The 210-nt window shown below is 60.0% G+C and carries 1 protein-coding gene; it reads left to right on the forward strand.

All coding sequences use genetic code 11. The annotated features are described in order from the left end of the window. A partial coding sequence (locus tag QP363_RS13675; protein ID WP_284764893.1) for a hypothetical protein occupies window positions 1-210 on the forward strand: 210 nt, incomplete at both ends.

Below are 210 nucleotides of genomic sequence, written 5' to 3' on the forward strand. Positions count from 1 at the left end.
GCTGAGCACAAGGACATCAACGATAAGGACCAGACTGTTCCGAAGGACGAGGAGACTACGACTTCGACTGAGCCGACTGAGCCGACTGAGCCGACCGAGCCGACCAAGCCTACGGAACCGACCGAGCCGACGAAGCCTACGGAGCCTACGGAGCCGACGAAGCCAACCGAGCCCACAACTCCGCGTGTTCCTGGTGATGAGTCTGATTTG

The organism is Corynebacterium sp. UMB6689 (assembly GCF_030215295.1).
Lineage (GTDB): Bacteria > Actinomycetota > Actinomycetes > Mycobacteriales > Mycobacteriaceae > Corynebacterium > Corynebacterium aurimucosum.